The 18,015-nt window shown below is 69.2% G+C and carries 22 protein-coding genes; 11 read left to right on the top strand and 11 right to left on the bottom strand.

All coding sequences use genetic code 11. The annotated features are described in order from the left end of the window. Window positions 1-16: 16 nt before the first annotated feature. Both H7F30_RS03815 and H7F30_RS03810 read right to left on the bottom strand, forming a co-directional pair. Entirely contained in the window at window positions 17-436 is a 420-nt protein-coding gene (locus tag H7F30_RS03815) for a DUF6157 family protein (RefSeq protein ID WP_118913589.1), read from the bottom strand. A 157-nt stretch (window positions 437-593) separates the two neighbouring features. After that, window positions 594-1,277: a type 1 glutamine amidotransferase domain-containing protein gene (locus H7F30_RS03810; protein ID WP_187036816.1), complete on the bottom strand. Its 684-nt coding sequence runs from the start codon at window positions 1,275-1,277 to the stop codon at window positions 594-596. A 205-nt stretch (window positions 1,278-1,482) separates the two neighbouring features. Here H7F30_RS03810 and H7F30_RS03805 point away from each other — a divergent pair, with 205 nt between their 5' ends. Continuing rightward, the gene (locus H7F30_RS03805) at window positions 1,483-2,403 is read left to right on the top strand and encodes a DUF2797 domain-containing protein (protein WP_187036814.1); all 921 of its coding nucleotides are present in this window, start codon (window positions 1,483-1,485) and stop codon (window positions 2,401-2,403) included. A 45-nt stretch (window positions 2,404-2,448) separates the two neighbouring features. After that, entirely contained in the window at window positions 2,449-2,865 is a 417-nt protein-coding gene (locus H7F30_RS03800; protein ID WP_187036812.1) for a GNAT family N-acetyltransferase, read from the top strand. Here the strand turns inward: H7F30_RS03800 and H7F30_RS03795 are convergent, their stop codons facing one another. Then, a complete protein-coding gene (locus H7F30_RS03795; RefSeq protein ID WP_187036810.1) occupies window positions 2,866-3,705 on the bottom strand; it encodes an alpha/beta fold hydrolase in 840 nt (279 codons plus the stop codon). It lies immediately after the preceding gene. A gap of 56 nt (window positions 3,706-3,761) precedes the next feature. Continuing rightward, on the bottom strand, window positions 3,762-4,361 hold the full coding sequence (locus H7F30_RS03790; RefSeq protein WP_118913591.1) for a DUF1648 domain-containing protein: 600 nt from the start codon (window positions 4,359-4,361) through the stop codon (window positions 3,762-3,764). A gap of 141 nt (window positions 4,362-4,502) precedes the next feature. Between H7F30_RS03790 and H7F30_RS03785 the strand changes: the two genes are divergently transcribed. Further along, entirely contained in the window at window positions 4,503-4,682 is a 180-nt protein-coding gene (locus tag H7F30_RS03785) for a hypothetical protein (protein ID WP_187036808.1), read from the top strand. A gap of 55 nt (window positions 4,683-4,737) precedes the next feature. On the opposite strand, the gene H7F30_RS15100 is transcribed toward H7F30_RS03785, so the two are convergent. Together H7F30_RS15100 and H7F30_RS03775 are read right to left on the bottom strand one after the other, a co-directional pair. Continuing rightward, window positions 4,738-4,986 carry a hypothetical protein gene (locus H7F30_RS15100; protein WP_370562937.1) on the bottom strand — a complete coding sequence of 83 codons (249 nt, stop codon included), beginning with the start codon at window positions 4,984-4,986 and terminating at the stop codon, window positions 4,738-4,740. Between the two features lie 173 nt (window positions 4,987-5,159). Next, window positions 5,160-5,945: an alpha/beta fold hydrolase gene (locus H7F30_RS03775; RefSeq protein ID WP_118913620.1), complete on the bottom strand. Its 786-nt coding sequence runs from the start codon at window positions 5,943-5,945 to the stop codon at window positions 5,160-5,162. Window positions 5,946-6,000: 55 nt separating this feature from the next. Here H7F30_RS03775 and H7F30_RS03770 point away from each other — a divergent pair, with 55 nt between their 5' ends. After that, a complete protein-coding gene (locus H7F30_RS03770; RefSeq protein WP_187036806.1) occupies window positions 6,001-6,657 on the top strand; it encodes an FMN-binding negative transcriptional regulator in 657 nt (218 codons plus the stop codon). Between the two features lie 7 nt (window positions 6,658-6,664). Here the strand turns inward: H7F30_RS03770 and H7F30_RS03765 are convergent, their stop codons facing one another. Further along, complete coding sequence (locus H7F30_RS03765; RefSeq protein ID WP_047310920.1) at window positions 6,665-6,991, bottom strand: DUF3072 domain-containing protein; 327 nt, start codon at window positions 6,989-6,991, stop codon at window positions 6,665-6,667. A gap of 98 nt (window positions 6,992-7,089) precedes the next feature. Continuing rightward, the gene (locus H7F30_RS03760; protein WP_047310919.1) at window positions 7,090-7,290 is read right to left on the bottom strand and encodes a hypothetical protein; all 201 of its coding nucleotides are present in this window, start codon (window positions 7,288-7,290) and stop codon (window positions 7,090-7,092) included. A 154-nt stretch (window positions 7,291-7,444) separates the two neighbouring features. Between H7F30_RS03760 and H7F30_RS03755 the strand changes: the two genes are divergently transcribed. The 4 genes from H7F30_RS03755 to H7F30_RS03740 all read left to right on the top strand — a co-directional run bounded on the left by H7F30_RS03755 (window position 7,445) and on the right by H7F30_RS03740 (window position 11,423). Then, a complete protein-coding gene (locus H7F30_RS03755) occupies window positions 7,445-8,218 on the top strand; it encodes a GTPase domain-containing protein (protein ID WP_187036804.1) in 774 nt (257 codons plus the stop codon). A 7-nt stretch (window positions 8,219-8,225) separates the two neighbouring features. Then, the gene (locus tag H7F30_RS03750) at window positions 8,226-8,876 is read left to right on the top strand and encodes a bifunctional 2-polyprenyl-6-hydroxyphenol methylase/3-demethylubiquinol 3-O-methyltransferase UbiG (RefSeq protein ID WP_187036802.1); all 651 of its coding nucleotides are present in this window, start codon (window positions 8,226-8,228) and stop codon (window positions 8,874-8,876) included. 94 nt (window positions 8,877-8,970) lie between these two features. Continuing rightward, window positions 8,971-9,825 carry an SDR family oxidoreductase gene (locus H7F30_RS03745; RefSeq protein WP_129665827.1) on the top strand — a complete coding sequence of 285 codons (855 nt, stop codon included), beginning with the start codon at window positions 8,971-8,973 and terminating at the stop codon, window positions 9,823-9,825. 167 nt (window positions 9,826-9,992) lie between these two features. Next, complete coding sequence (locus tag H7F30_RS03740; RefSeq protein ID WP_231579520.1) at window positions 9,993-11,423, top strand: MFS transporter; 1,431 nt, start codon at window positions 9,993-9,995, stop codon at window positions 11,421-11,423. A gap of 127 nt (window positions 11,424-11,550) precedes the next feature. Here the strand turns inward: H7F30_RS03740 and H7F30_RS03735 are convergent, their stop codons facing one another. From H7F30_RS03735 to H7F30_RS03725, 3 genes are all read right to left on the bottom strand, one after another. Beyond that, a complete protein-coding gene (locus H7F30_RS03735) occupies window positions 11,551-11,982 on the bottom strand; it encodes a universal stress protein (protein ID WP_187036801.1) in 432 nt (143 codons plus the stop codon). Between the two features lie 170 nt (window positions 11,983-12,152). After that, window positions 12,153-12,323 (bottom strand): hypothetical protein, encoded by a 171-nt coding sequence (locus H7F30_RS03730; RefSeq protein WP_187036799.1) that lies wholly within the window; start codon window positions 12,321-12,323, stop codon window positions 12,153-12,155. 56 nt (window positions 12,324-12,379) lie between these two features. Beyond that, window positions 12,380-13,813 (bottom strand): LssY C-terminal domain-containing protein, encoded by a 1,434-nt coding sequence (locus H7F30_RS03725; protein WP_370562932.1) that lies wholly within the window; start codon window positions 13,811-13,813, stop codon window positions 12,380-12,382. A gap of 230 nt (window positions 13,814-14,043) precedes the next feature. Here H7F30_RS03725 and H7F30_RS03720 point away from each other — a divergent pair, with 230 nt between their 5' ends. The 3 genes from H7F30_RS03720 (at window position 14,044) to H7F30_RS03710 (ending at window position 17,977) form a co-directional block, all read left to right on the top strand. Further along, complete coding sequence (locus H7F30_RS03720) at window positions 14,044-15,594, top strand: MDR family MFS transporter (protein ID WP_187036797.1); 1,551 nt, start codon at window positions 14,044-14,046, stop codon at window positions 15,592-15,594. Window positions 15,595-15,754: 160 nt separating this feature from the next. Beyond that, a complete protein-coding gene (locus H7F30_RS03715; protein WP_187036795.1) occupies window positions 15,755-16,918 on the top strand; it encodes an acyl-CoA dehydrogenase family protein in 1,164 nt (387 codons plus the stop codon). Between the two features lie 3 nt (window positions 16,919-16,921). Next, window positions 16,922-17,977, top strand: a complete 1,056-nt coding sequence (locus H7F30_RS03710; protein ID WP_187036793.1) for an acyl-CoA dehydrogenase family protein — start codon at window positions 16,922-16,924, stop codon at window positions 17,975-17,977. Window positions 17,978-18,015 lie beyond the last annotated feature (38 nt).

The raw sequence follows: 18,015 nt of genomic DNA, 5'->3' as shown, positions 1-18,015 counted from the left end.
AGCGCTCGAAAACCGCTCAACGACGCGACTTCATGGCCGGGTGCTTGGTCACGGCGTCGTCCTCGACGAGTTCGGCGTAACGGGGCGAGTCGACGGCCACGAGCGCGACGCGGCTGTCGGCGTCGAAGTGGAAACCCCACCCGTACGTCTTCGCAAGCGGTGACGTGCGCAGGCACGGTTGGCCGTTGGAGAAGAAGGCCTCGCGTGCGGCGTGACGCTCGCCGTCCGGGACACCGCTGCGATCGGCGCTCACGGTGAACAGAACGTCGTCGCTCGTCAGTTCGTAGTCATGCCCATGGAGCAGCGCGAACTGACGCTCGGCCACGCTGCCCTTGCCGGTGGGCGGCGGCGAGCCCGCCACGGCGCGGGTGTCTGGCGCGACCGTGATGAGAGTGTCGGCGTAGTTGGTGGTGTGCCCGCCCTCTGGTGTCTTCATGAATCGAGCATGACACCCGCCACCCACAACGTGACTCCACGCGCCTCGGGTGCGGAGCCTCCTTGGGCAGAGTTCGGTGCGGCTGGGTAGTCGCACACCCTGCCCAACCGCACCGAGATCGACCCAGCGCCCTCAAGTGTTCGGGCGCGGCGACGCGTCAGCCCAGGCGCTTCTTGAGCTCCTCGGCGAGGGGCTTGCTGGAGGCCGGGTTCTGGCCGGTGAGCAGGTCGCCGTCGACAACGACGTTGGGCTGCCACGCTTCACCGACGGAGAGTTCGGCGCCGTCCTCACGGAGGCGGTCTTCGAGCAGCCACTTGGCGTTGTCGGCGTTGCCTCCTGCGCGCTCCTCCTCGTTGGAGAAGGCGGTTAGCTTGCGGCCCTTGACGACCGGGTCGCCGTTCTCGTCCCGCGCGGGCAGCAGCGCCGCCGGGCCGTGGCAGACGATGGCGACGGGCTTGCCCGCTGCGAGGGTGTCGGCGATGAGCTTGCCGGACGTGGCGTCGACCGCGAGGTCCTCCATCGGGCCGTGACCGCCGGGGTAGAAGACGGCGTCGTAGTCGTCGAGTGCGACGTCGGACAGGTTGAGCGGCTGCTTGAGCGCGTCGATGGCGTCGAGCTCGGGTCGCACGTCGTTGCCGTCGTTCACCTCGGGGGCGAGGCTCGCCTCGTCCGCGACGGGCGCTACGCCGCCGGGCGTCGCGAACTCGACGGTGTCACCGGCCTCGGTGAAGAGGCGGTACGGGGCGAGCAGCTCCTCGGCCCAGAATCCGGTGGGGTGCTGCGTACCGTCCGCGAGCGTCCAGTTCGTGGCTGCGCTGACGACGAAGAGAATCTTCGACATGTCGAACTCCTTGTTCGGGGTCGTCGTTCGCAGGAGACAACAGGGAACGAGCCGCACGTGTTCCGCCGAACGCGCGGGCAGCTGATGCACTTCGGTGCACGTGACGCACTCTGAACCCGCTCACAACGCATCAGGCGCGCCGAACTGCGTCAGCCGCGACGACCGGCCAACTCGACCCGACCGCCACCGTGGTTTGCTGGGCGTCATGCACGACGACTTCTGGCGCTCCGACGCCCCTGCTCTCGTGCAGACCACCTCGTGGGCGGGTGGTGAGCCGCACCTCGTCGTCCTGACCGACCACGGCGAACGGCTCCGCGCGCCGATCATGAACCGCCGCATGGCGTTCCGCGTCCAGCCCGACGTCCGCTTCTGCACCGGCCGCTTCGACGCAGCCCGCCCCGGAGACGCCCGTTACGTGCCCTGCGACGGGCGGCGCACCGTCACCGTCGGAGTGCAGTGCGAGCAGTGTGCCCAGCGCGACGACTCGCGCTTCATGCATCACGTGCACCGCGGCGGCTACGTGCCCGAGTCGCTGACGGGCTATCTCGCGCGGCCGCATTGGCTCTACATCGCGACATTCGCGGACGGCGCGAGCAAGGTCGGCACCGCGTCGGCGTCGCGCGGGAGGGCACGCCTCGACGAGCAGGGCGCCGTGCGTGCCACCTACATTGCCCGAGCAGCCGACGGCACCGCCGTCCGCGTGCACGAGGACGCGGTGACGGCCGAGACCGGCATCCCGCAGACGAAACACAGGAGCAGCAAGGCCGGCTCCCTCACGAAACCGCTCTCCCGCGAGCGCCTCGACGGCGCGCACGCCGACGCGGTCGAACACGCCCGCGCGTTCCTCCAAGCCAGTGGCCTCGAGCTCGCGCTCGACCCGTGGGAGCCACCAGCGCAGCACGCGGGGTTCTTCACCGGTGACAGTGTGTTCGGCACGTACCCGCACCCCCTCAGCCGCGGCGCACACTGCCTCACCCCGACCGCCGTTGTCGGCGGGGTCGCCCTCGCCACCGTGAATGACGACGACGCCCCCCTCGTCGTTGACCTCGACGCGCTGCGCGGGCGACGCATCGCCCCGGCGGACGTGCGCTCCCCGGAGACGATGAGCCAGCAGAGCCTGTTCTGATGCCACTGTTCACCACGACGACCCCCTGACCCGAAAGGAGCCACCGTGCACCCCGACTACGACCTCACGCTCTCGCCTCCGCCGCTCGCGGATTACCTTCGGCTGCGCGCCGATTCGGGCCTGTCACCCGTCACCGAGGCCCAGGGCGAACCGCCGCTCGTTAACTCGTGGGCGTGGGTGCACGTGCGCCACCGCGCGAGCGGCGAGGTTGTCGCGATGGGCCGCGTCATCGGCGACGGCGGGTGGTACTTCCACATCGCCGACATGGCGACGCTGCCCGAGCACCAGAAGAAGGGCCTCGGGCAGGCGGTACTGGAAGCGCTCCTGGCGAAGATCCGTGAGGAAGCGCCGCCTCGCCCCTACGTCACGCTCATGGCCGACGAGCCGGGGCGACCGCTCTACGCGAAGCTCGGTTTCGTCGAGACGGCCCCGCACTCGCTCGGCATGATGCTGCCGCGCTGATCAGCCGCGCACCCGGGCGAGAATCGCGTCGGCCAACGGCTCCGGCTGCAAATCGCTGATCCAGTGCCCCTCGTCGAGTTCGACGAAGGTGTACGGCGCATTGACGAAGTCGGCCGTGCCCTCGGCGGCACGGCGCCCGAAGGCCACGTCGGTGTTGCCCCAGACGTACGTCGTCGGCACGGTGACGGGGCCAAGCGCGAGGCCCGTCTCGGGGCGGTAGGCGCGGTAGTAGTTGAGGACGGCGGTGAGGGCGCCGGGCTGGCCGAGCAGACGCAGATGCTCGTCGAGGCGCGCGCCGCCGAGGTTGCCGATCATCCGGCGCAGGTACGCCCAGTCGTCGGCCGCGAGCTTCTCCTCGGCCACCCCCTCCTGACGTAGGAGGTTGATGTACTGCAGCTTCTCGTGCTGCTCGGGGTCTGCCATCGTGGCGCGCACGACGGCCTGCGGGTGCGGGGTGCTGACGGCGGTGTACGTCGTGAGGAACTCCGGGTGTCCGCCGGCAACGAACCACCCGATGATGCCGCCCCAGTCGTGGCCGACCAGGTGCACGCGCTCCGTGCCGAGCGCCTCGATCATGCCGACGACGTCTCCGCTGAGCTGCTCCACGCCGTACGCCTCGACGCCCGCGGGGCGCGCACCGGGCGCGTAGCCGCGCAGGTTCGGGGCGAGGACGTCGTAGCCCGCCTCGGCGAGAATCGGGCCCACGTCGCGCCACTGGGCGTTCGACTCGGGCCAGCCGTGCAGCAGAAGGATCGTCTCGCCGTCGCTCGGGCCGCAGCGCAGCGCGTCGAAGGTGAACTCGCCCACGACGAGTTCGTCGTCTCTCCACATCTCAGCCATGCCCCCACTGTGCCCTGCCGCGCCGACACTCGGGGCGATTGGGGCGACGCATGTGCTCAGTCGACGGTGTCGGTCGGCGTGTAGCGACTGCCCAGCATCCGGGTGACGAGGAAGGTGAGCATGCCCACCACGAACAGGAGGAGCACCCCGCCGATGAGCCAGCCGGGCATGGCGCCACCGGGTTGATGTGCGGCCCAGCCCGTCGTCGCGGTGATGAGGGCGAAGAGCGCGAAGATGAGCGCCGACAGAAGCACCATGTCCTCCCGCATCAGCCGCTCGAGCGTGCGCAACCGTTGCGGTGTGCGCAGCCACTCCTCCTTCTGCGGCGCGTTGATGCTCTGGGGCCAGCGCATCACCAGCCCGCTGACGAGCACCAGCAGAGCCGAGATGGCAATGGGCGTGAGAACGAACAGGGCGATGGCGCCCGTGCGGCTCGACCACCCGTCGGGCGTCTCACCCGACCAGTGCGTCGGAACCCGCTCCGGCAGCTTCGTCGCGACCACCGCCACCGTCACGGCCCACACCGCGACGACGAGCCCGAGACATCCCAGCACGCCCCGTTCGAGCTGTTCCCGCGGGAGGTCTCGTGCTTCCTGCGCGACGCGACGAACCTCCTCCGGCGACGGGCCGACGTCGAACGCTGACTTCTTGCTCATGTCTCGACGCTAGCGTCGGCCGCGTGACCCGCGTATCCGTCGCGAGACGGAGTTCCGGGATCGTTCGGCCCGCCTCGATGACGACGCGACTGCACGCCCTGAAGTCTTGCGCCGGCGCGGGAATACTTCGAAGGTAGTGCCATGACGAATCACGCTGCCCCGCACGTTCCCAGCACCTGCCCCCAATGCTCGGCTCCGATCGCCCAGTTCACGTCGAAGCGCTCCTCTGCCGGCCAGGAGCTCCCCGACGAGCCCTGGACGTACCGGTGCGAGAAGGGCCACGAGGGCGAGTGGGAAGGTGACAAGCCGAGCGCGTCCTGACGCTCGGACGATGAGGGGTCGGGGGTGTGTCGGTCGCGACACACCCCCGACTTCTTCATTCCAGCAGGGACCGCAGCCGCTCGAGGTCGGCCTCGACCATCGCGGCGTCACGGTCGAGCTCTGCGGTCGTCAGCGCCGCCTGACGCAGGGTGAAGACCACCTCGGCCCCGTCGGGGTGGGCGAGCACGCGCAGTGGATTGTGGACCACGGTTCCGTCCGGCAGCGTGACGTCGTGGTCGAGCACACCGAACGCATTCTCCGGTACGAACGTGAACCGCACTGTACCCATGGGGGATTCGGCCACGAGTTCGCCATCCCGTTCGCCCGCATGAACCTCGGACGAGGCCAACCCGGCCGCCCACCGCGGCAGATTCTCGACTGTCGCGCGCGAAGGCGTAGACCACCTGCGGGTCGCGGTGGACGACGGTACTCAGGTGGACGCTGCGCATGCGGTTCACCCTAGTGAGGCCGCAGCCGTCAGCGCTTGTCGTAGGGCCGCATCCGCCTCAGCCAGTCCGCGACGAGGGCGCCCACGAGGGCGTCCTGGTCGAGGTGAGCGTTGTGGCCCGCCTCGTCGAGGGTGACGAAGGTGGCGCGCGGGTAGTGCTCGAGCCTGTTCAGGGCATCGCGGTAGCCGACGATGTGATCCTGCCGCCCGGTGATGATGAGGGAAGGCTGCGTGAACGGCTCGGAGTCCTCAGGATCCCAGCTCAACCGGTAGTTCTCCGAGAGTTTCTTCATCGCCTCGCCGTCGGCCAGTTCCGCGCCCGGGGCGGCGAACTCGACGAAGGCTTCGGCGTTCCCTCGCGTCTGGACGACGGCGATGTCCGCGTAGTCATCAGCCGAATCGCCTGCAACGGCGACGGCGTCCGTGTCCTCGTGGAGCACGACACGTTCCGGCACCACGCGAGCGCTCGCGTCAGCGACGAACACGCTCGCAAGCAGTCCGAGTCCGAGCACCCTGTCGCGCCGTCGATGGGCCACCGCGCGAGCCACCATGCCGCCGAAGGAATCACCGAGGATGGCGAACTGCTCACCGGCCAACTCGTCGTCGACGAGGTCGAGCACCTCGGCGACGACGTCGTCCGTGCTCGCCACGTCGCCGATCGGTGTACGCCCGAAACCCGGCAGGTCCGGGTACAGACGGCGCCATCCCGGTACTGCGCGCAAGGCACTCTCCAGGGAGAGGACGAGGCGGTGGTCGGCCTCGAAGCCATGGAGCAGGACGATCGGGGTGCCGCGGCCGTGTCGAACGATGTTCATGATCGTCACGGTACGGCGGCGAGGCTGCAGCGTGTCCACCTGAGAAGGTCGCTGCATGGCCTACAACCCCGCCCACGACCGGGTCGACGACGTCGCCGTCCTCGTGGACTTCGTCGCGAAGCATCCCCTCGCCACCCTCGTCACCCACGACGGCATGACGCCGCAGGCTGACCTCGTGCCACTGCTCGTGGTCGACGACGCCGATGCGCCGAGCGGCAAGACGCTCATCGGCCACGTTGCTCGCGCGAATCCGCTGTGGGAGGACGGCCACCACGTCGGTACGAGCCTCGCGACGTTCGGCGGCGGCGAGCACTACATCTCACCGACCTGGTACCCGAGCAAGGCGGAGCATCACCGCGTCGTGCCGACGTGGAACTATCTCGTCGCCCACGCGTGGGGCACACTCGTCGTCCACGACGACCCGAAGTGGGTGCGCGGCGTCGTTGCCCGACTCACCGGCGTCATGGAGGCTGGGCGCGAAGAGCCGTGGCGGATGGGCCAGGCGCCGGGCAACTACATCGACGAGATGCTGGGGAAGATCGTCGGCATCTCGCTGCCGATCGAACGCTTCGAGGGCCGTTTCAAGGTGGGCTCGCACCGCACCGACGCCGATCGGCTCGGCGCGCGGGACGGCGTCGTGCGCGAGTCAGAGGGACACGCGCACGACGAGCTCGCCGAGGCGATGACGAACCCGCCCCGGCGAGAGGAGTGAGCCGACCTCAGTCGACGCGGTTGCTCTTACCCTGCAGGCGATCGATGTGCTCGCTCGCCTCGGCCTTCGTGAGGTCGGCCGGAAGCTGCTCGCCGGATTCCTTGGCCAGCGTGTCGAGGTACGACTTCTGCGCCTCGGTCATGGGCTCGTCACCCGTGGCCCACTCCTGCGGGTCACGCTGAAGCGCGTCGTTGCGGCCCGCGTCGCTGTTCGGCGTGGCGCCGATCGTCTCTGCGCCACCCTGGGCGCCGGACGGCTCACGCGCGGCGCCAGCGTCCTGCGCCGCGGCACTGTCGGGGTCGGTGGGCGGCTGCTGTGCATTCATGTCGGTCATGTTCGCGACACTAGCAACGCCCTCCGACAACCGGTACCCCCCAACGGATTTCACCCCTGGGAGCGCGCCGCGACGCCATTACCCGCCGGTCGGCGCGCTCAGTTCGCGGTCTTCGGCGAGTCGCTCTGGTTGGGCGTGCGCGGGCTCGTGCCACCCGTCGTGTTCTCGGGCACGGCGTCGGCGCCGGCGTCGGAACCGCTCAGCCCGCTCCCGCCCTCGGAACGCTCGGCACCGGAGCCCGGCTTCTCGCCCTTGGGCTCGTCGTTCTCGGCTGCTTCGTGAATGTCATCGCGTGTCATGCCCCCACGTTAACCGGCACAACCCTTCGCACCCCCACCCCTTGGAGGGAGTTTCGTCCCCTGCTGTCGCGGTGGCCGCGCTGACGTGCACGAGTACGCAGGTGACGTCCGTAAGGTTGACCCCGATGTACATCGACGTCACGCGAGGTAGAACGTGAATACCATCGGAAAGGCCGTGAGCGGCTCCGGCAAGGCCGCCATCGGCACGAGCATCGCCGGAAGCGCTCTCACCGCGGTGTCCACGGCACCGGAGAAGTTGTCGACCCTGCTGCACCGCCGTTATCCGACCGTCGCCGTCACCGGCATGACGGGTGTCGGCAAGACACGTCTCGTCGACCGGCTTGCTCGACGCACGACGCCGGAGGCCGTCACCGAGAACGGGTCGGCGACGATGGAGCGCCGTACGTCCAAATCCGCGCGACTCAAGGGTTTCCGCTTCCGCGTGGTGCCGGGTGACAACGCGGCGACGCGCCTGACGGCCCTCGACGAGGTCTTCTACGAGGCACCCGTTGACGGGGTCATCCACGTCGTCGCCTACGGCCACGCCACGCCCCGACGCAGCGGCGGCGTCAGCGGTAGTGCGCCGGAGCGGAGCGTCGAGGAGCAGCTCGCGGCCGAGCTCGAGGACTGGACGATCACCGCGCACCGCATCGCCGCCATGGCGGTGCGTCGCGAGCGCCCCGTGTGGGTCGTCATCGCCGTGACGAAGGCCGATCTCTACCCTGACCGGCTGGAGGAGGCGGTGCGCTACTACTCTCCCGGCAGCGGTTCGCCCTTCGCCGCGAAGCTCGACGAACTGCGCGCCCTCGCAGGCGGCGCGAAGATCTCCGTCGACGTGTTGCCCGTCAGTGCCGAGAACTCCAAGGAGCTCGATTCGCTGCTCGTCACCCTCGAAGCGCGCATGGCGCAGCTCAGCGGCCACGTCTGATCGACGCATGAGCGACCCCTCGTTCGACCGCGACGGCTGGGAGCAACGTTGGCAGCAGGTCATGGCCACCCATGCCGACATGCTCACCACCAAGCCGCCGAGCCCCTACGTGACCGGCGAGCTCGAAGCGCTCTTCACCGATCGACGCTCTGACGGTGAGCTGTCGGTGCTCGACGCCGGCGCGGGCCACGGTGCGGAGGCGCTGTGGCTCGCCACCCACGGTTGCGCCGTGACGGCCGTCGACTTCGCACCCGCGGCACTCGACTTCGGACGCCGCGCCGCCGCAGCGGCTGGGGCCGACATCGCCGAGCGCATCACGTGGGTCGAGGCGGACCTCGGCGTCTGGGCACCCGAGCCCTGGGCGCACGACGTCGTCCTGTGCCTCTACGTCCACTGCGCCGGCGACATGGCCGAGATGATCACGCGCCTCGCCAGCGGCGTCGCACCCGGCGGGACGCTCTTCATGGTCGGCCACCAGAGCGTTGATCCGGCCACGGGCGAACCCACCCGTGCCGCAGGGCAGCACCAGGTGAGCATCGACGAGGCGGGCGCCGCGCTACGAGGCGACGAGTGGGAGATCGTCACCCTGGAGAACCGCCGCCGCGACGACCAGATGGGCGGGGTCGACGCCGTAGTACGCGCGGTTCGGCAGCCCTGACGCGTCCACCTGCTGGTCCTCGGGCGGCGCCTCGGAAGCATCCGCGTGGGGGCGCTGTTGCATGTGCAGTATCCGCCCGTGGAAAGGACCTGCCATGACCACCCTCGCCATTACCGGCGCCACCGGAGCGCTCGGCCGCCTCGTCGTCGCCGACCTCCTCGAGAGCGGCACCGCACCGGACGAGGTTGTCGCCGTCGTCCGTAACCCCGCCAAGGCTGCGAGCCTCGCCGAGCAGGGCGTCACCGTCCGCGAGGCCGACTACGCCGACCCGGCCGCGCTGCGCACGGCGCTCGAGGGTGTCGAGCGGCTTCTGCTCATCTCCGGCGACGCCGTCGGCGCGCGCGTCGAGCAGCACACCAACGTCATCGAAGCGGCCAGGGACGCCGGCGTCGCTCACATCGTCTACACCTCGATCCTCAACGCGGACGCCTCGAGCAACCCCCTCGTCGACGAGCACATCGCGACGGAGAAGGTCCTTGCCGCCAGCGGCGTCGCGCACACCGTCCTGCGCAACGCCTGGTACTCGGAGAACTACACGACGCAGCTGCCGCAGTACCTCGCCACCGGCGAGATCCTCAGCGCCACCGACGACGCCCCGATCTCCGCTGCGGCACGCGCAGACTTCGCCGCTGCCGCTGTGGGCGCCCTGCGCTCCGCGGGCGCCGAGTCGCGCACGTTCGAACTGGGCGGCCCTGCCTTCACGCTCACCGAGCTGGCGGAGGCCATCACCGAGGCCACGGGTACGACGGTGGTGCACCGCGTCGTCAGCGCCGACGAACTCGTCGCCACCATGACGAGCGACGGCCAAGACGCCACGTGGCCGAACATCCAGGCACGCGTGGACCGTTCGATCGCCGCCGGTGAGATGCACACCGACTCGAACGCCCTCGAGGAGCTCATGGGTCACGCACCGACGACGATCACGGAGGTCGTGCGCGCGGCCGTCTGACGGCCTCCCTTCGATTCGCCCCGGTGCGCGATCCGCCCTTCGCGGTCGGTCGTGTGCCGGGGCGAATCTCATCCCTGAAGTGGCCCGGAACCCCCGGAACCACGCGGAAAAGTGATCGTGCCCACGTCTGCTAGAGACCGGCACGAGGGCGGGCGTACAGTCGTTCGGTGAGCACCGAACGGACGACCGAACAAACCCCCGAGGTCAGGCCCCGTCGGCTCCTGACGGTGCTCCTCATCCCCCTCTTCATGGCGCTCGTCGCCATCTCGGTCATCAACGTCGCGCTCCCGGCGATCGGCGAGTCCACCGGCGCGAGTTCGGGTGGCCTGCAGTGGGTCATCTCCGGTTACGCACTGGCCTTCGGCGTCCTCCTCGTGCCGTCGGGCCGCGCCGGCGACGTCATCGGCCGGCGCCGCATGCTCCTCGTCGGCATCGCACTGTTCACGCTCGGCTCGCTCATGGCCGGCCTGGCGCAGGACATCGTCGTCCTCAACATCGCCCGTGTCGTACAGGGCCTCGGTTCGGGCCTCGTCAACCCGCAGGCCATCGGGCTCATCCAGCAGCACTTCCGCGGCCAGGAGCGCGCGAAGGCGTTCGCTCTCATGGCGACGACGGTCGCTGTCGCCACCGCCGTCGGACCGGTCATCGGTGGTCTGCTCATCCAGATCCTCGGCAACGACGCCGGCTGGCGCTGGATGTTCTTCATCAACGTGCCGCTCGGCCTCGCGTCGCTCCTCCTCGGCCTGCGCTGGGTGCCCAACGACCGTCGTCGACCCGATCAGAAGCTCGACCTCGACCCTGTCGGCACCGTGCTGCTCGCCGTCGCGGTGCTCGTCATCATGCTGCCGTTCATGGAGCGCGGTGCCGGGGCTGCCGTCTGGGCGCTCCTGCCGGTGGGCCTCGCGCTCGTGGCGGCGTTCGTCGTCTGGGAGAAGCGGTACAAGGGCCGTGGACGCCCGCCGATGGTCGACCTCGACATCTTCCGTGCCGAGTCGTTCCGCAACGGCATCCTCATCGTCACGGCGTTCTTCATGGGCATGACGAGCATCTGGATCCTCATCCCGCTCTACCTGCAGATGCACCTGCACCACTCGGCGTTCGAGTCGTCGATCGTCGGGCTGCCCTCGTCCGTGGGCGCCGCCGTCTCCTCGCAGATCGCCGGGCGCTACGTCATGACGCTCGGGCGTCGCCTCGTCATCGCGGGCTTCGTCGTCGCGTTCATTGCGGTGCTCGGCGTCGTTCTCGTGGCGGGGCCCGTCGAGTCCGGTTCCCTGCCGTACTGGGCATTCGCGGTGCCGCTGACGCTCATCGGCGTCAGCCAGGGCATGACGATCGCCCCCAACCAGACGCTGACGCTCAATGCCGTCGACCCCAAGTTCGGCGGCGTCGCGGGCGGTGTGCTGTCGCTCGGTCAGCGCGTCGGCACGGCCGTCGGCACGGCGCTCATCCCCGGCGTGCTGTTCACGCTGACGGAGGGTGGCACGGCGTGGCCCACGTCGTTCCGCATCTCGATGGGCCTCATCATGGTGCTCATCGTCGTGGCCACCGCGTTCTGCATGTACGACCGCAAGCGCGAGCGCGCCGAGGCCGCCGCCTGAGCGTGCGATGTTGAGCGGTGAACGCGGCACGCATGCCGCACTCAGCGCTCAACATCGGTGGCCCGCCTCTCCCCCAGGAAGAGGCGGACCACCGGATCAGGGGCCGACGGTCGTCGGGGCCAGGGTCTCAGTCGCGGACGACGAGCACCGGGCAGTGGGCGTGCGTGACGCAGTAGCCGCTCACGGAGCCCAGCAGCATGCCGGTGAGTTCACCGTGGCCGCGGCATCCGAGCACGAGCATCTCGGCCTCGGAGGAACGGTCGACGAGAACGTTGCGCGGCTCGCCCTCGACGATGTGCGCGAAGAACGTCACGTCACGGTGCTCCGACGCAGCCTTGCGCACGACCTCCGCCACCATTTCGCGGGCCACGTCGTCCGGGCGGTACGTGGTTTCGAAGGCCATCGCGTAGCCGTAGTTGGTCGGCCACTGCCACGTCGTCAACACCTCGACCGGCGCGCCGGTGACCTGCCCCTGCCGTGTGGCCCACGCGAGTGCGCGGTGGGAGGGCTCGGAGCCGTCGAATCCGACGACGATGGGGCGAAGCTCCTGCTCTGACATGGCGACTGCCTTTCTTCGAAGGATCACTTCCCACGCTAGGCGCAGCCACCCCGAAGGCTCAGGGACCTTCGGCCCGGTGAGTCGCGTAACCAGCCTGCTCGCTGCCTGCGGCTCCCCCGACGCACGAGGGGCCACCGAGCGCGTTGCTCGGTGGCCCCTCGTGCGGTGAATCAGGCGTTGTCGGCGTCGCCGTGCTGGCCCTCGTCCTTGCTGCCGGCGTCGGACTGGCCGCCGCTGGCCGTGTCGTTGTACTCGCCGCCGTCGCCGCCGGTCTGTGCGCCGGGGCCGCCATCCTGCTGGTCGACGTCGGGCTTGAAGGTCTCGTTCTCGTTGTCACTCATGGTTCGAATCTAGCCACTGTCGGTCGACGGCGGCCAGCCCTCGTAGGGGTGGGGACTCAGTCGCTGGACACGCCCTCGGACGCGGCACGCCCCGTCTCCGCCCACTCCCGCGACGCAAGGCTCGTGAGCGCGTAGACGATGAGCAGGTCAATGCTGAGGCCGAGCAACGCCGTCATCGTGGGGCGTCCACCTTGCAGGTACTGCCACATCTGCCACGCCTGGGACGCCGTGACGAGCGCGATCATCGTCAGCCGCGCCCACAGGCCGCCTCGGAACGTGCGCCACGCGAGCCAGAGGATGGGCGCGTAGGCGAGCACGCTGATCCACAGCGCTGTCGTCTCGGAAACACCAACGGGCACCCCGTTGATGACGTCCGGGCCGCTGTCACCGAGCGCCTCGTGGTCGCGCCACAACAACCCGACCATGGCCAGGAGCGCCGATGCCACCGTCAGGACGAAGGCCGCGACGACCGGGATGGGCCGTCGACCGACCTCCGTCAGCACGTCGCGAGCGCTGTCGCTGTTGGTCGCCTCGAGAGTTCGGTCGCCTGGAGTGGATGTCTGCACCCTCGTGGCGCCGGACGACACCGCATCCACCGATCCCCCGGCTTCGGGCGCCACCTCCACCTTCTCGAGGTGCAGGGTCGGCAGGTTGCCGTCGGTCTGAACGGCATCGCCGCCGCCGTTGCGCGAGTGGTACCCCGTGGAGAAGTTCTCGATGACGTGGACGTCGGCTTCCTCGACGGCGTGGAGCACCGTGCCGATGACGTAGTCGCGCTCGACGTCGATGTTGCGGTCGATCTTGTGCGTCACCTGGAGTGTGAACAGCGACAGACCAACCGCGCGGTCGTACGTACCCGAAGCCAACCAGTCGACGCGCGTGCCGCCGGGCAGCAGCCAACCCTCCGGCGTCGGCCAGAACCGCACGTGGTGGCGCTGCGACGGGTTGCCCTCGACCTCCTGCTGGTAGGCGAAAGCCTGCGTCTTGTTGAACAGGACGAGCGGGCTCACGGGCGCCGCGGCATAGCTGCGTCGGGCGAGCGAGGAGTACACGATCCGGGCGCTCGAGGCGAGCGTGACGGGGTCGGCGCGCGTCCAACCCGCACGCGTCATCGCCTCGTGGATCTGCTCCTCGCTGCCCATGACGGCGAGGTTGAGCGGATCGCCGAGCAGGCCGTCACTCGTGCGGCTGCGGCCGATGAAGTAGTCGGGAACGTAGATCGACGTGAGCACACGCTGCAGTCGCGGCAGCGCGAGGTAAGCCATGACGACCCAGAACAGGACGAGGAACAGCAGCAGCGACCACGACCAGCGCACCTCGAGCAGGAGCAGGACGGCGAAGCCGAACGACAGCAGCATGACGAGGACGAAGAAGACGTTCTCCACCCACGCACGCCCCAGATGGCGTCCGCTGCGCTCGATCTTGTCGGGGTGGCGGTAGACCGGCTTTCGCCGTCCCCGGCTGGCCCACGTCATGCGGTCGGTGCTCACACCTCGTCCCTTCGACTGCGCCCAGTCTGCCGGGTCGACGACGGGCGGCGTCGAGCCGTCCGGTGAGGGAACCGTTTCGTGGGGGCGCGACGAAGACCACACACCGCGGCGCGAAAATCGTTCGCTGTGTCGGCGCGCTTCACCGTAGAGTATGAAGCCCGACTTTTCTCCGGACCTCGACGCTCGTCACCTTCGCCGGAATCCACCCTCCACGATGCCGGAGCACCCGTATGCCCGAAACCCCCACGCCATCGGCAACCGCAACCGACGAGATCCCCACCCCCGTGCCGCCGGCCGCCACCAGCGACGAGTTCTCCGAGCACGCCGCCGAGAGCGACGCGGTGAGCGCGCCCGGCGCCCCCGAGCCGGTGGGTGACTACAAGCTCGTGCTGCGCATCCTCACCGTGGCCACCTTCATCGTCATCCTCAACGAGACAATCATGGTCAACGCGATTCCGCAGCTCATGTCGTCGCTCCACGTCACGGCCCACGCCGCGCAGTGGCTCTCGACGGCGTTCATGCTGACGATGGCCGTCGTCATCCCGACGACCGGCTGGATGCTGCAGCGCTTCGAACGCCGCGCCGTGTTCGCCGCGGCCATGATCTCGTTCGCGCTGGGCACGTTGCTCGCCGCGATCGCGCCGAACTTCGGGGTCATCCTCGTCGGGCGCATCGTGCAGGCGACGGGTACGGCCATCATGATGCCGCTGCTCATGACGACGGTCATGACGATCGTGCCGCTCGCCGAGCGCGGCCGCACGATGGGCAACGTCTCGCTCGCCATCTCGGTGGCACCAGCCCTGGGCCCGACGACGTCGGGGCTCATCCTCCAGTTCGCCTCGTGGCGTTGGCTGTTCCTCCTCGTGCTGCCGCTCGCCGTTGTGTGCGGCGTCATCGGTTTCCGCCTCATGCCGCGCAGTGGACCGCAGGCGGGCGGAACGCTCGACTTCATCTCGATCCCGTTCGCAGCGGTCGGCTTCGGCGGCCTCATCTACGGCATGAGCCAGTTCGGCGGGCACACGCCGGGCGCCGAGCCCGTCGTCGACCCCTGGGTGGCCGTCATCGTCGGCGCCGCATGCATCGCCGTGCTCGTGTGGCGTCAGCTGCGCCTGGCCCGTAACGGCGGCGCGCCCCTCATGGACCTGCGTGCCCTCGCCTCGCCCGGCTTCGGCATCGCGGTCGCCGTCATGTGCATCGCGATGCTCGCGATGATGGGCACGATGATCCTGCTGCCCCTGTGGCTGCAGGCCACCCGCGGCCTCAGCGTGCTCGAGGCGGGCCTCGTCATGATGCCCGGTGGGCTCATGATGGGTCTGCTCGGCCCCCGTATCGGGCGCCTCTACGACAAGGTCGGGCCGAAGCCCCTCGTCACACCGGGCGCGATGATCGTCGTCGTCGCCACCGGGCTCGGCGGGCTCGTCGCCCCGCACGCCGAGTGGTGGGTCTACCTGTTCATCCACCCGCTGCTCAGCTTGGGCCTCGCGCTCATGTTCACGCCGCTGTTCACCGCGGGTCTCGGTTCGCTGCCGGGTCACCTGTACTCGCACGGCTCGTCGATCCTCGGCACCCTGCAGCAGGTGGCCGCCGGCGCCGGAACGGCCCTCGCCGTCACAGTGATGACGTCACGCGCCGAGTCGCTCGCGAAAGCGGGCGAGAACCAGGCCGACGCAGTTTCCGGTGGCGTTTCGCTCGCGATGTGGGCGGCCGCGGGTATCTGCTGCCTCGCCGTCGCGCTCACCTTCTTCGTCAAGAAGCCGGCCGAACCTGCCATGGGGCACTGAGCCGAAGCGCTCGCACGAGCGGCCCGGAACGTCCGTCACGGACGCTCCGGGCCGCTTTCGCGTTCCAGGCCGCAGACGGCTTATTGAGCATTGCTCAACAACGGTGTAGACATGGATGGGGAAGGTTCGCCTTTCGCCTCGAACACACCAGGGAGTCACCGTGGAGCGAAAACTGAGCGAGGAGGACGTCGCGCTGCAGGACGAATTGCGCGCGTTCTTCGAGAACGAGGTGCCGGACCACCTCAAGAACAGCTACATGAAGGACGGAGAAGCCGTCCCCGAGATCCTGCGTGAATCGCAGAAGTTCCTCGACGAGCACAACCTCGCCGCCCCACAGTGGCCCGAAGAGTGGGGTGGCCGCGGCTGGGACGAGCTGCAACTGCACATCTACCGCTCCGAGCTGCAGCGCGCCGGGCTGCCGAGCCCGCTGCCGTTCAACATCAACATGGTCGGGCCGGTCATCGCGGCGTTCGGCTCCCAGGAGCTGAAGGAGCGTTTCCTCCCGAAGACGAAGAGCCTCGAGATCTGGTGGTCCCAGGGCTTCTCCGAGCCGGACTCGGGTTCCGACCTCGCGTCGCTGCGCACCACGGCGGTGCGAGAGGGTGACGAGTGGGTCGTCAACGGTCAGAAGACGTGGACGACGCTCGGGCAGTACGGTGACTGGATCTTCACGCTCGTGCGCACCGACCCGAAGGCCGACAAGCCGCAGAAGGGCATCTCGTTCCTGCTCATCGACATGAAGAGCGAGGGCCTGACGGTCCGTCCTATCAAGCTGATCGACGGCGGCGTCGAGGTCAACGAGGTGTTCTTCGACAACGTGCGCGTGCCCGCCGACCAGCTCGTCGGCCAGGAGAACAAGGGCTGGGACTACGCGAAGTTCCTCCTCGGAAACGAGCGCACGTCCGCCGCGCCCGTCGGCTCGATCAAGGCCGCTCTCGCCCAGGCGAAGCAGCACGCCCGCGAGACCCGCTCGCCGAACGGCACCGCCCTCGACGACCCGCTGCTCGCCGCACGCTTCGCCGAACTCGAGGCCGAGGTCATGGCCCTGGAGCTGACGGTGCTGCGCGTCGCCGGCGACTCGCGTGACGGCCGGCCCGACCCGGCGTCGTCCATCCTCAAGCTGCGCGGAAGCGAACTGCAGCAGGAGGTCTTCGAGCTCATGGTCGACGTCGCCGGCGTCGAAGCGCTCACCTGGCACACGGGTGATTGGGGTGGAGAGACGCTGCCGCGCTACCTCAACTTCCGCAAGGCCTCGATCTACTCGGGATCGAACGAGGTCCAGCGCAACATCATCTCCGGCGGCATTCTCGGACTGAGGGGCTGACTCATGGATTTCAAGCCGAACGAAGAACAGCGCGCGCTGGCCTCGGCCGTGCGCGACATGGCCTCGAGCCTCACGCCGAAGGACGACGGCAACGGCGCCCCCACGGGCCCGCAGCCGTTCGACCCCACCGGGTGGTCGCGCATGGCGGAGATGGGCCTGCTCGGCCTGCCGTTCAGCGAGGACGCGGGCGGTTTCGGCGCCTCGTCGATCGAGGTCGCTCTCGCCGCGTCGGAGCTGGGCAAGGCCCGGGTCGCTCTGCCGTACGCCGACGCCATGGCTGCGGCGGCTGCGCTCGACGCCGCGGGGAGCGACCTGCTGGCCGATGTCATCGGCGGCGAGAAGGTTGTTCTCACCGCCTTCGGTGAGAAGGGCGGCGTCTGGGCGCCCGATCAGCCGACGCGCACGGCGACGGGCTCGGGTGACGGCGTCACGCTGAGCGGCGTCGGCGTCGGCAACACCGATCTCAGCGAGGCACATGCGGTCGTCACGACCGCGCTGGCTGACGGCGAACTCGGCATCTACATCGTGGAGGCGCCTTCGGTCGACCGGGCCGTCGCGACGTTCGACGGCGCCTCAGCCGTTCGCCTCGGCGGTCGCGAGGTACTCGACGCCGCACTGGCGCTGGGGAACGTCGCTCAGTCGGGCGAGGCGATCGGCGCGATGGAAGCCGCCCTCGGCATGACGGTGGAGTACCTCAAGACGCGCAAGCAGTTCGGGGTGCCGCTCATGACGTTCCAGGCGCTGACGCAGCGCGCGGCCGACATGTACGTCGGCGTCGAGCTGACGCGCAGCGCCGTGCTGTTCGCCGCCATGGCGCTGGCCGAGGAGGTCGACGTCGACGCGGTCTCCCGCGCGAAGTATCTCGTGGGCACCTACGGGCGCCTCGTCGGGCAGGAGGCCATCCAGTTGCACGGCGGCATCGGCATGACGGCCGAGTACGCAGTCGGTCACTACACGTCACGCCTCGCATCGATCGAGCGCACCTTCGGTGACACCCGCTACCACCTCGCACGTCTCGCGCAGGGCGTGGGCGACCACGAGTCGGTCGACGTCATCTGACGTTTCACGTGAAACGGTCCGCACCGGTTCGGTGCGGA

It is taken from the genome of Dermacoccus sp. PAMC28757 (assembly GCF_014302635.1).
In the GTDB taxonomy this organism is placed as follows: Bacteria; Actinomycetota; Actinomycetes; order Actinomycetales; family Dermatophilaceae; genus Dermacoccus; species Dermacoccus abyssi.
The sequence above is the reverse complement of the archived record's forward strand: the minus strand, read 5'-3'. Positions and strand labels throughout refer to the sequence as shown.

Excerpts from the sequence above, each read along its gene's own strand:
- H7F30_RS03815 (WP_118913589.1), bottom strand. The coding sequence starts at position 436 with ATGAAGACACCAGAGGGCGGGCACACCACCAACTACGCCGACACTCTC.
- H7F30_RS03810 (WP_187036816.1), bottom strand. The coding sequence starts at position 1,277 with ATGTCGAAGATTCTCTTCGTCGTCAGCGCAGCCACGAACTGGACGCTC.
- H7F30_RS03805 (WP_187036814.1), top strand. The coding sequence starts at position 1,483 with ATGCACGACGACTTCTGGCGCTCCGACGCCCCTGCTCTCGTGCAGACC.
- H7F30_RS03795 (WP_187036810.1), bottom strand. The coding sequence starts at position 3,705 with ATGGCTGAGATGTGGAGAGACGACGAACTCGTCGTGGGCGAGTTCACC.
- H7F30_RS03790 (WP_118913591.1), bottom strand. The coding sequence starts at position 4,361 with ATGAGCAAGAAGTCAGCGTTCGACGTCGGCCCGTCGCCGGAGGAGGTT.
- H7F30_RS03785 (WP_187036808.1), top strand. The coding sequence starts at position 4,503 with ATGACGAATCACGCTGCCCCGCACGTTCCCAGCACCTGCCCCCAATGC.
- H7F30_RS03775 (WP_118913620.1), bottom strand. The coding sequence starts at position 5,945 with ATGAACATCGTTCGACACGGCCGCGGCACCCCGATCGTCCTGCTCCAT.
- H7F30_RS03770 (WP_187036806.1), top strand. The coding sequence starts at position 6,001 with ATGGCCTACAACCCCGCCCACGACCGGGTCGACGACGTCGCCGTCCTC.
- H7F30_RS03765 (WP_047310920.1), bottom strand. The coding sequence starts at position 6,991 with ATGACCGACATGAATGCACAGCAGCCGCCCACCGACCCCGACAGTGCC.
- H7F30_RS03760 (WP_047310919.1), bottom strand. The coding sequence starts at position 7,290 with ATGACACGCGATGACATTCACGAAGCAGCCGAGAACGACGAGCCCAAG.
- H7F30_RS03750 (WP_187036802.1), top strand. The coding sequence starts at position 8,226 with ATGAGCGACCCCTCGTTCGACCGCGACGGCTGGGAGCAACGTTGGCAG.
- H7F30_RS03745 (WP_129665827.1), top strand. The coding sequence starts at position 8,971 with ATGACCACCCTCGCCATTACCGGCGCCACCGGAGCGCTCGGCCGCCTC.
- H7F30_RS03735 (WP_187036801.1), bottom strand. The coding sequence starts at position 11,982 with ATGTCAGAGCAGGAGCTTCGCCCCATCGTCGTCGGATTCGACGGCTCC.
- H7F30_RS03730 (WP_187036799.1), bottom strand. The coding sequence starts at position 12,323 with ATGAGTGACAACGAGAACGAGACCTTCAAGCCCGACGTCGACCAGCAG.
- H7F30_RS03720 (WP_187036797.1), top strand. The coding sequence starts at position 14,044 with ATGCCCGAAACCCCCACGCCATCGGCAACCGCAACCGACGAGATCCCC.
- H7F30_RS03710 (WP_187036793.1), top strand. The coding sequence starts at position 16,922 with ATGGATTTCAAGCCGAACGAAGAACAGCGCGCGCTGGCCTCGGCCGTG.